Source organism: Roseobacter sp. (assembly GCF_024639605.1).
In the GTDB taxonomy this organism is placed as follows: Bacteria; Pseudomonadota; Alphaproteobacteria; order Rhodobacterales; family Rhodobacteraceae; genus Roseobacter.
Genome location: NZ_JAHEHZ010000131.1, coordinates 1 through 9,671, shown reverse-complemented (window position 1 = coordinate 9,671; position 9,671 = coordinate 1). Strand labels below are relative to the sequence as shown.

The 9,671-nt window shown below is 60.6% G+C and carries 11 protein-coding genes; 6 read left to right on the top strand and 5 right to left on the bottom strand.

Annotated features, from left to right (window positions below; all coding sequences use genetic code 11):
- Both Q0M35_RS14770 and Q0M35_RS14765 read right to left on the bottom strand, forming a co-directional pair.
- A partial coding sequence (locus Q0M35_RS14770; RefSeq protein WP_295316629.1) for a helicase-related protein occupies positions 1–816 on the bottom strand: 816 nt, incomplete at its 3' end.
- A 24-nt stretch (positions 817–840) separates the two neighbouring features.
- Positions 841–1,398 carry a tetratricopeptide repeat protein gene (locus tag Q0M35_RS14765; RefSeq protein ID WP_295316627.1) on the bottom strand — a complete coding sequence of 186 codons (558 nt, stop codon included), beginning with the start codon at positions 1,396–1,398 and terminating at the stop codon, positions 841–843.
- Between the two features lie 74 nt (positions 1,399–1,472).
- Here Q0M35_RS14765 and Q0M35_RS14760 point away from each other — a divergent pair, with 74 nt between their 5' ends.
- From Q0M35_RS14760 to Q0M35_RS14735, 6 genes are all read left to right on the top strand, one after another.
- The gene (locus Q0M35_RS14760; protein WP_295316625.1) at positions 1,473–1,763 is read left to right on the top strand and encodes an SCP2 sterol-binding domain-containing protein; all 291 of its coding nucleotides are present in this window, start codon (positions 1,473–1,475) and stop codon (positions 1,761–1,763) included.
- Positions 1,763–2,710 carry an alpha/beta hydrolase gene (locus tag Q0M35_RS14755; RefSeq protein WP_295316623.1) on the top strand — a complete coding sequence of 316 codons (948 nt, stop codon included), beginning with the start codon at positions 1,763–1,765 and terminating at the stop codon, positions 2,708–2,710. The genes Q0M35_RS14760 and Q0M35_RS14755 overlap by 1 nt, the downstream gene beginning before the upstream one ends.
- A gap of 38 nt (positions 2,711–2,748) precedes the next feature.
- Positions 2,749–3,762, top strand: a complete 1,014-nt coding sequence (locus Q0M35_RS14750) for a ligase-associated DNA damage response exonuclease (protein ID WP_295316622.1) — start codon at positions 2,749–2,751, stop codon at positions 3,760–3,762.
- Entirely contained in the window at positions 3,759–5,357 is a 1,599-nt protein-coding gene (locus Q0M35_RS14745; RefSeq protein WP_295316620.1) for an ATP-dependent DNA ligase, read from the top strand. The genes Q0M35_RS14750 and Q0M35_RS14745 overlap by 4 nt, the downstream gene beginning before the upstream one ends.
- Positions 5,350–6,234 (top strand): amidohydrolase family protein, encoded by an 885-nt coding sequence (locus Q0M35_RS14740; RefSeq protein WP_295316618.1) that lies wholly within the window; start codon positions 5,350–5,352, stop codon positions 6,232–6,234. The genes Q0M35_RS14745 and Q0M35_RS14740 overlap by 8 nt, the downstream gene beginning before the upstream one ends.
- A 76-nt stretch (positions 6,235–6,310) precedes the next feature.
- Positions 6,311–8,131 carry a M3 family oligoendopeptidase gene (locus Q0M35_RS14735; protein ID WP_295316616.1) on the top strand — a complete coding sequence of 607 codons (1,821 nt, stop codon included), beginning with the start codon at positions 6,311–6,313 and terminating at the stop codon, positions 8,129–8,131.
- On the opposite strand, the gene Q0M35_RS14730 is transcribed toward Q0M35_RS14735, so the two are convergent.
- The 3 genes from Q0M35_RS14730 to Q0M35_RS14720 all read right to left on the bottom strand — a co-directional run.
- Positions 8,128–9,102, bottom strand: a complete 975-nt coding sequence (locus Q0M35_RS14730; RefSeq protein WP_295316614.1) for a Gfo/Idh/MocA family oxidoreductase — start codon at positions 9,100–9,102, stop codon at positions 8,128–8,130. The two genes, Q0M35_RS14735 and Q0M35_RS14730, sit on opposite strands and share 4 nt — an antisense overlap.
- Before the next feature lie 41 nt (positions 9,103–9,143).
- Positions 9,144–9,413 carry a DksA/TraR family C4-type zinc finger protein gene (locus Q0M35_RS14725; RefSeq protein WP_295316612.1) on the bottom strand — a complete coding sequence of 90 codons (270 nt, stop codon included), beginning with the start codon at positions 9,411–9,413 and terminating at the stop codon, positions 9,144–9,146.
- 143 nt (positions 9,414–9,556) lie between these two features.
- The coding region (locus tag Q0M35_RS14720; RefSeq protein WP_295316631.1) for a sigma factor-like helix-turn-helix DNA-binding protein at positions 9,557–9,671 on the bottom strand (115 nt) is incomplete at its 5' end.

Here is a 9,671-nt window from a genome sequence, read left to right as displayed (position 1 = left end):
ACCGAAGGTGCCGTTCTTCATGCCCCGGCCCGCGCGCCCGGCGATCTGGGCAAGCTCATTCGGCGCCAGCATCCGCATCCGGCGGCCATCAAACTTACTGAGTGATGAGAAGGCAACATGATCCACATCGAGATTGAGCCCCATGCCGATGGCATCGGTGGCGACCAGAAAATCAACCTCGCCGTTCTGATACATTTCGACCTGAGCGTTGCGTGTACGGGGGCTCAGAGCGCCCATGACCACCGCCGCACCGCCTTTCTGGCGTCGGATCAACTCCGCAATCGCATATACATTTTCAACCGAAAATCCCACAATGGCACTGCGCGGGCGCATTCTGCTTATCTTTTTCGGACCGGAATAGGTCAGATCAGACATCCGGTCGCGCTGCATGAACTGCGCATCGGGGATCAGCTCCCGGATGGCACCCCGCATTGTGTCCGAGCCCAGAAAAAGCGTCTCATGGAGCCCCCGCGCGCGCAGCAACCGGTCAGTAAACACGTGTCCGCGTTCCGGATCTGCACAGAGCTGGATCTCATCCACGGCCAAGAAATCACAGCCCATGCCCTCGGGCATCGCTTCAACCGTGCAGACCCAGTACTGCGTCCTGGGCGGCACAATACGCTCCTCGCCGGTGACGAGCGCCACAACAGAAGGACCGCGAACCGCAACGATCCGGTCATAGACCTCGCGCGCCAGCAGACGCAGCGGCAGACCGATAACCCCGGTCCTGTGGCCCAGCATCCGTTCGATCGCGTAGGTGGTTTTCCCGGTGTTGGTCGGGCCAAGAACGGCCGTCACCCGCGTCTCACCTGCCACGGCAATATCCTTGATAAGAGAGGGTCAGAGTGTCCGGCCGATGCCTTCACGTCTGAGCTGTTCGATGGCGGTCTGCGCGTTTTCGTGATGCGGGTTGAGTTCCAGCACGCGGTCAAAGGCTTCAGCGGCACGCTCCGCGTCACCAAACTCGCGCAGCATAACCCCGAGACCGAAAATGGCATTGTAATTACTGGGATTAAGCGCAAGTGCGCGGCGCAGATCTTCAAGGGCCGGGCCATAGAGACCCGCCCGGTAATAGGCGGTGGCGCGCGCATGCCAGCCCTCGGCGAAGTCCGGTGCGTGATCCGTAAGCGCGGAAAGATGCTCGATCGCGCGCTGATTGTCGTCTTCTTCCAGCGCCTCACGACCCCGCCGGAGCAACAGATCCATCGACGCTGACCCCGACCGGTCCCAGATCAGGCTGAGTTCACGATCAAGCCGCCCGGCTTCTGATTCGGGCGCCTCGCTGAGTTCCTGCAGCAGTTCAGCGGCCCGGTCCTGTGCCTGGGATGGCACGGAAAGCACAAAAACGGCGAGAAGTGCCGCAACGACAGATTTGAGGTTGATACTTTTGATGCTCATAACAGCTATGAATGTAACAGGCGACGCGGGCAATTCCAGACCCCGCGGGCCGCCACAGGCAAAAGGGCCGGAAAATGAGTGAAATTGTGAACGAAGCAGTGGTCGCACTGAACGAAAAACTGAGTGGTGCCGATTTCGGCGGCACCGCGAAATTCAACATCACCGGCGAAGGCAACATTATGATGGACAGCAACGGCGCGCGCGCCGGTGACGAGCCGGCCGATGTGACGCTGACAGCCGACGTCGAGACGTTCCGGGCCATTCTCGAAGGTGAGACCAATCCGACAAGCGCCTTTATGACCGGCAAGCTCTCGGTGGACGGCGATATGGGGATGGCCATGCAACTGGCATCTGCACTGGCCTGATGACACTTGCGGCCGCGCCCTTTCTTGACGCGATTTCTCATGGTCCCGAAGAGGGTGCGGCGCATTGGATTACCTCGTCAGACGGCGTGCGTCTGCGGATCGGTCACTGGCCACTGACCAACGCGCGCGGCACCGTCCTGATTTTCCCCGGACGGACCGAATTCATCGAAAAGTACGGCCAGGTTGCCGCAGCATTCCACGCTCGCGGATATGCTGCGATGGCGATTGACTGGCGGGGACAGGGTCTCTCTGACCGGCTTCTGGAAAATCCTCTGATCGGTCACGTGGCGCATTTCACCGATTATCAGAAAGATGTGGCGGCCATGCTGCGCGTCGCACGGCAGCTGAATATGCCGCGCCCCTGGTTTCTTCTCGGTCACTCGATGGGCGGCGCGATCGGACTGCGGGCCGCAATTGAGGGCGCACCGGTTCAGGCCACCGCCTTCACCGGTCCGATGTGGGGCATCCGGATAGCACCGCATATGCGCCCGCTCGCATGGGCGCTGGGGCACCTGATGCCACGTGTCGGACAGGGGCACAGGTTACCGCCCGGCACCCGCATCGAACACCACGTGGTCACCGACGGCTTCGATAACAATCTGCTGACGCGCGACCGCGACCAGTTTGCCATCATGCGCGACCAGCTGACCAAACACCCGGAACTCAGCCTCGGCGGACCCAGCTTTGTCTGGCTGCGCGAGGCGCTGGCAGAAACGCGGCATCTTGCGTCGCGCCCCTCGCCTGCCCTGCCATGCGTCACCTTTCTGGGCTCTAACGAGCGGATCGTTGAAGTCCCCGCAATCCACCGGCGGATGCAGGAGTGGAACAACGGCGCGCTTGAAATCGTCGAAGACGGAGAGCACGAGGTGATGATGGAAAGTGACGCCGTCGCAGGGCCCGTCTTTGACAGGATGTCAGAGGTATTTGCGAACCGCGCCCGTCGCTGAGTCCTGGGAATCCGCGCGCTCACATCTAGATTACCGGTATGACGCGCGAACCTGTCCTCACTTTTACCGATCGTGGCATCTGGTGCGCCGCCGGCGGGTTTTATATTGATCCCTGGCAGCCGGTGGACCGGGCGCTGATCACCCACGGCCATGCAGATCACGCCCGTCCCGGCCACGGATCGTACCTTGCGACGCACAGCACGCTGCCTGTGATGCGCCACCGTCTTGGCGACATCTCCGCCGAGGGCATTGCCTTCGGAGAAACGCGGCAAATCGGCGGGGCGGAAGTATCCTTTCACCCGGCAGGTCACGTGCCCGGCTCTGCTCAGATCCGCGTCGCAGTAGATGGCGAGGTCTGGGTCGCGTCAGGGGATTACAAAGTCGAGGATGATGGACTATCCGAGGCCTTTGAGCCGGTCCGGTGCCACCACTTCATCACGGAATCCACCTTTGGCCTGCCCGTCTTTAACTGGCGGTCACAGCCGGTTGTTGCCCGCGAAATAAACGACTGGTGGGCTGGCTGCGCCGCCGCTGGCAAAACCGCATTTCTCGGCGCATACGCGCTTGGCAAAGCACAAAGGCTTTTGCGGATGCTTGACACCTCGATCGGGCCGGTTCTGACCCACGGTGCGGTTGAGGCGACCAATGGCATTCTGCGCGAACAGGGCGTGACGCTGCCCGATACAGTAAAAGCAGATGCCGCGATAAATCCGAAAGACTATCCGGGTGCGCTGGTGCTCGCGCCACCCTCAGCCCTCGGCAGTGCCTGGGCCAGGAAATTCGGCGCGCAGGAGAGCGCGTTTGCCAGTGGCTGGATGCAACTGCGCGGCGTGCGCAGGCGGCGCGCAGGCGACCGCGGCTTTGTGATTTCGGATCATGCCGACTGGGCCGGCCTGCTCAGCACCATCAAAGAAACAGGCGCAGAAAATATATATGTGACACATGGTTACACGGATATATTTGCGCGATACCTGAAGGATAACGGCTGGTCTGCCGAAGTCGTGCCCACCGAGTTCGAGGGCGAAGCACCAGATCAGGATGAAACCGGATGAAACGGTTCGCCGCCCTCTTTAACGCCATCGATCAAAGCACGAAAACCAATGTCAAAGTGGCGGCTCTCGCGGATTACTTCGCAGCCGCCCCCGAGGCAGACCGGCTCTGGACCATCGCGCTTTTCTCCGGACGCCGCCCGAAACGCGCGGTGACGACCACGAAACTGCGTGAATGGGGAGCAGAAATGGCGGGCATCCCGCTCTGGCTCTTTGAGGAGTGTTATCCGATTGTCGGTGATCTGGCTGAAACCATCGCACTCGTTCTGCCTCCGGTGACAACGACAGATGATCGCTCTCTTTCGTACTGGATCAATGCGTTACGTGGCGTTCCTGATCTTGATGAAGACGCGCGCAAGGCCTTTGTTCTGGAAGCGTGGTCACACCTTGGCGGCACCGAGCGTTTCGTTTTCAACAAGCTTATCACCGGGGGCTTTCGTGTGGGCATCAGCCAGAAGCTGATGACCCGTGCTCTTGCGAAAGCCACGGGCAAACCCGAGCCTGAACTGGCGCACCGGCTGATGGGCACCTGGCACCCCGACGACACTTCGTGGGAGACGCTGATCGAGGCGCAGGACAGTGCCGCTGATGCCTCGCGCCCCTATCCGTTTTATCTTGCCTATGCGCTGGAGGACACGCCTGAATCCCTGGGTCCGACGCAGGACTGGCGTGCGGAATGGAAATGGGACGGAATTCGCGGCCAGCTCATCCTGCGCGAGGGTCAGCATTTTGTCTGGTCGCGCGGCGAAGAGCTGATGACAGAGCGCTTCCCTGAGCTTGCCCGCGCGGTGGATTTCCTGCCCGACGGCACCGTGCTTGATGGCGAATTGCTGGTCTGGCACGCCCGCGCGGACCGACCCGCGAGCTTTAATGCTTTGCAAAAGCGCATCGGGCGAAAAACCGTCCCGAAAAGGCTGCTCGCAGAAGCACCGGTCGTGCTGCATGCTTATGATCTGCTTGAGCACGAAGGCGCCGATCTGCGGGGGACCTCCTTTGCCCGCCGGCGCAGCCTGCTTGAGGAACTCTGCGCCGGTCTGCCCCCCGATGCGCCCGTGCGCCTGTCGCCGCAGCTGGAATTTGACGACTGGGGCGCGCTTGCGGATCTGCGCGCGGAGGCGCGCGAGGAACAGGCTGAGGGCGTCATGCTGAAGCGCGCTGCCAGCCCCTATCTGACAGGCCGCAAAAAGGGTGACTGGTGGAAATGGAAGCTTGACCCGCTCACGATTGACGCGGTGATGATCTATGCGCAGGCAGGCCACGGGCGGCGTGCGAACCTGTTCACTGATTTCACCTTTGCGGTCTGGAACGGCAACGATCTGGTGCCTTTCACCAAGGCTTATTCCGGCCTCACCGATGCCGAATTCCGTCAGATCACCGCGTGGGTACGTAAAAATACGCTGCAGCGCTTCGGGCCCGTCCGCCAGGTAACGCCACATCATGTCTTCGAGATCGCCTTTGAAGGCATTCAGGAAAGCCCCCGCCACAAATCAGGGGTGGCGCTCAGGTTTCCGCGCATGTCACGCTGGCGTAAGGACAAACCTCTGCAGGAAGCTAACACGCTGGATGACCTGAACGATATGCTGAGGATTTATGGCTGATCAGACCGGACCAACGGCGGAAATGCCACCCGCCCCCCGCGCGCCGGAAACACGCGCACCGGAGGGTGCCTGTGACGCGCATGTGCACCTGGTGGCAGCCGCAGGCGAGTACCCCCTCTGGGAAGGTCGTGCAGAAGACCCGGCCCCCGGCCCCGATCTCGACGGCTGGCTTACGATTTACCGCAAACACCTGGAAACGCTTGGGTTTTCGCGCGGCCTGATCGTCCATTCGATTCTTTATGGCACTGACAACAGCGTTACGATCGAGGCTGTCCGTCGCATGGGGGCCGGGTTTCGCGGCGTAGGGCTGCTGCCCGACGGGTCGGGCGAGGCGGATATGGATGACTTCGCGGAGGCCAACATGGTGGCCGTACGCCTCAACTACGTACACGGAGGCGTTCTGACATGGGCGGGTGCAAAAGCAATGGCGCCGGCGCTTGCAGACCGTGGCCTGCACATCCAGATGCTGGCGCACGCAGACCGGCACCTGGCGGACATCGCAGAAGACGTCCGGGCACTGCCCGTCGATGTCGTCTTTGATCACATCGGCTGGCCTGCAGACGGGATGACCCCTGAAAGCGACGGGTTCCGGTCACTTTGCAACCTGCTCGCAGAGGGTAAAGCCTGGGTCAAACTCTCCGCACTCTACCGGATGTGCCCCGCTCCTTTTGATCGTGCCGATGTGCTGGTCGCAGCCCTTGTCGCGGCAAACCCGGAACGCTGCCTCTGGGGCTCGGACTGGCCGCATCTGATGCTGGCGGATGCGCAGATGCCCGTTGCAGCAGACCTGCTTGATGCCTTCCACCGGGTGGTGACCGGTCAGGCCACCAGAGAGCGCATTCTCGTGCATAATCCCGAAAATCTTTTCGGCTTCTGACCCCGCGCGCACGGTGCTCGCTTGTCCCCGGACCGGCAGCACCCTAGGTAGAGGCAAACCACAGATGAGGACACCCATGTTTCAGCTTCCCTTCCCCCTTCGCGATGCAAACACCGCCGGTGGCAAGAGCCCTTTCGGCGATCTGCCGGAATGGAACCTCGACGATCTCTATACCGGCGAGGATGCCCCTGAGCTCAAGCGCGATCTGGACTGGCTGGAGCAGGCATGCAGCAGCTTTGCCACCGATTATGAGGGCAAACTTGATACGCTGGATGCCCCGGCATTTCTCGAATGCGTTCTGCGACAGGAGAAAATCAACCAGGTTGCGGGACGTATTATGTCCTATGCGGGCCTGCGTTATTACCAGCTGACCACCGATGCGGGACGGGCCAAATTTATGTCCGATCTGCAGGAAAAAATCACCAATTTCACCACGCCGCTGGTATTTTTCACCCTTGAGATCAACCGCCTGGCGGATGACCGGCTCGATACGCTCTATGCACAGAACGCAGATCTGGCGCGCTACAAACCCGTGTTTGACCGTATCCGCGCGATGAAGCCTTATCAGCTTTCTGATGAACTGGAGAAGTTCCTGCACGATCTGGGCGTCGTTGGAGATGCCTGGGAGCGGCTTTTTGACGAGACCATCGCGGGCCTGGAATTCGAGGTGGATGGCGACACGCTGAATATCGAAGGCACGCTCAACCTGCTCACCGACACCGACCGCGCAAAACGCGAGGCGGCCGCGCGCGAGCTGGCGGACGTGTTCTCTGACAACATCAAGACCTTCGCACGGGTGCACAATACCCAGACCAAGGAAAAAGAAATCCTTGACCGATGGCGGGGTATGGAAACCGCACAGACCGGACGGCACCTGAGCAATCAGGTCGAACCCGAGGTGGTCGAAGCCCTGCGCAATGCGGTGGTTAACGCCTATCCCAAACTCAGCCACCGCTATTACGAGCTCAAGCGCAAATGGCTGGGGCTGGAGACAATGCAGGTGTGGGACCGTAACGCGCCGCTGCCGATGGAGGACAACCGGACGGTCGGATGGGCGCAGGCTGAAAAAACCGTGATGGATGCCTACAACGCTTTTGACCCGCGCATGGGCGAGCTTGCGGAGCCGTTTTTCCGCAAGGGATGGATTGATGCAGCCGTGAAACCCGGCAAAGCGCCCGGCGCCTTTGCACACCCCACAGTGACCAACGTACATCCTTACGTGATGCTGAATTATCTGGGCAAACCGCGCGATGTGATGACGCTCGCGCATGAACTTGGCCACGGTGTCCATCAGGTGCTGGCAGCCGGTCAGGGCGAGATGCTCTCCTCCACGCCGCTCACTCTTGCCGAAACAGCCAGTGTTTTCGGCGAGATGCTCACTTTCCGCAAGATGCTTGACGGTGCGAAAGATGACGCACAGCGCAAGGTGATGCTCGCCGGTAAGGTCGAAGACATGATCAACACGGTCGTGCGCCAGATCGCGTTCTATGATTTTGAATGTAAACTGCACGCGGCCCGCCGGGGTGGAGAGCTTACCCCGGATGATATTAACGCGCTCTGGATGTCAGTGCAGGCCGAAAGCCTCGGGCCGGCCTTTGAGTACATGGACGGCTATGAAACGTTCTGGGCCTATATTCCGCACTTTGTGCATTCTCCCTTCTATGTCTATGCCTATGCCTTTGGCGACGGTCTGGTGAACGCGCTCTACGCGGTTTATGCCGAGGGTGACGAAGGGTTCGAGGACAAGTACTTTGAGATGCTCAAAGCCGGCGGCTCCAAGCATCACAAAGAACTGCTGGCCCCCTTTGGCCTCGACGCCTCCGATCCGGCGTTCTGGGACAAGGGGCTGAGCATGATCTCGGGCTTCATCGACGAGCTTGAGGCGATGGAGGGCTAAGCGCCCTTCTTTGCCGCCGCAAAGGTCATATCAATCATGCGCTGCGTGCCCTTCGAGAATTCGAGCGGGCACGCATAGCTGCCTTTAGTCCGCGCTGCTTCGCTGAAGGCCTCGACCTGCAACACGTAGTGATTGACCCCCGGAAACCGTTCGACCGTGCGCGTTTGCCCCGCGGTTTCCAGAGACAGCTCCGCCTGGTCATAAACGCCCGCATTGAACGGGCATGTCATGCGCAACACGCCCTGGTCGCCGTGAAACACAACCTCCTGACGGTTGAACATGCGCATCGAGATCACCGCAGAATAGCTGAAACCCGGAAATTCGGCCGCCATCTGCACAAATACATCCACGTCATTTTCAAAATCGATCCGGGCAAAGGGCACGGTGTCGGGCTCCTGCCCGGTCACAAAGCGCGTCGAGCCAAAGGTATAGACGCCGATGTCCGGTAATCCGCCACCGCCCGCCTGCGCCTGGTTCCGGATATTCCCGGTATCGGTGTTGAAATAGGAAAAGACGGCATCCACATGCCGCAAAGTCCCTATTGCCCCTGACGCGACAAGCTCTTTTGCGCGCCGGAACTGCGGATGATGCACGATCATAAAAGCCTCGGCCGCCAGCTTGCCAGAGATGTCCCGTGCCGCGATCAGCCGGTCAAATTCCTCCGCCCGCATCGTCATGGGTTTTTCGCACAGCACGTGTTTGCCCGCCTCAAGCGCTTTGATGGACCATTCCACATGCAGGTGGTTGGGCAGCGGAATATAAACCGCACCGACATCCGGGTCGTCCAGCACAGCATCATAGGTGTCATGCACGGTCAGACCGGGCGCAAAAGCGGAAAAGCGCGCCGCTTTCTGCGGATCGGACGTGCCAAGTGCCACGAAATCGGCGCCCTTTGCAGCGTGAATGGCGGGTGCCATATGTTCTGCTGCAAAGTTCGACGCGCCGAGGATGCCCCATCTCAGATGTGTCATTGTGGTTGTCCTGTAATCTGACCGGATCTGCGTTCCGGTGCTTATTTCAGCTGGCTGTCTTTGGACCCCCGGCGATTGATCCCGCCGCGCGCCTGAAAGGTGCTGTCTCGCTCTCGCATGCAGTCGATGCAGAGCTTCACACCCGGCAGGGCCGCGCGGCGTGCCTCCGGAATCGGCTCTTCGCATTCCGCACAATGTGTCAGGCTCTCACCCTGCGGCTGGCGCCGGGCTTTGAGCCGGGCCAGTTCATCAGAAACGGATGCCTCTATCTGTTCGTTCACCGCGCCATCGCGCGCCCATCCACCAGCCATATCTGAGCCTCCTTACCATCAAGTCTGCCACGCACAGGCGCGTCATGCAAACACCGCCCGCCCCGCAGCATACCCGGGCAGGTCACAAAAAACCCGCGCAACCTGAGCTGCGCGGGCCGGTCATCAGGGTGTGGTCGCGGGTATCAGGCCGTGGCCAGCATGCCCTTTTCTTTTGCGAGATCGCGCATCTTCTTCTGCAGCTTCTCAAAGGCGCGTACCTCAATCTGCCGGATGCGCTCACGGCTGACGTTGTACTCG

Coding starts and splice junctions, on each gene's coding strand:
- Q0M35_RS14765 (WP_295316627.1), bottom strand. CDS start 1,398: ATGAGCATCAAAAGTATCAACCTCAAATCTGTCGTTGCGGCACTTCTC.
- Q0M35_RS14745 (WP_295316620.1), top strand. CDS start 3,759: ATGAAACGGTTCGCCGCCCTCTTTAACGCCATCGATCAAAGCACGAAA.
- Q0M35_RS14740 (WP_295316618.1), top strand. CDS start 5,350: ATGGCTGATCAGACCGGACCAACGGCGGAAATGCCACCCGCCCCCCGC.
- Q0M35_RS14730 (WP_295316614.1), bottom strand. CDS start 9,102: ATGACACATCTGAGATGGGGCATCCTCGGCGCGTCGAACTTTGCAGCA.
- Q0M35_RS14725 (WP_295316612.1), bottom strand. CDS start 9,413: ATGGCTGGTGGATGGGCGCGCGATGGCGCGGTGAACGAACAGATAGAG.
- Q0M35_RS14755 (WP_295316623.1), top strand. CDS start 1,763: ATGACACTTGCGGCCGCGCCCTTTCTTGACGCGATTTCTCATGGTCCC.
- Q0M35_RS14760 (WP_295316625.1), top strand. CDS start 1,473: ATGAGTGAAATTGTGAACGAAGCAGTGGTCGCACTGAACGAAAAACTG.
- Q0M35_RS14735 (WP_295316616.1), top strand. CDS start 6,311: ATGTTTCAGCTTCCCTTCCCCCTTCGCGATGCAAACACCGCCGGTGGC.
- Q0M35_RS14750 (WP_295316622.1), top strand. CDS start 2,749: ATGACGCGCGAACCTGTCCTCACTTTTACCGATCGTGGCATCTGGTGC.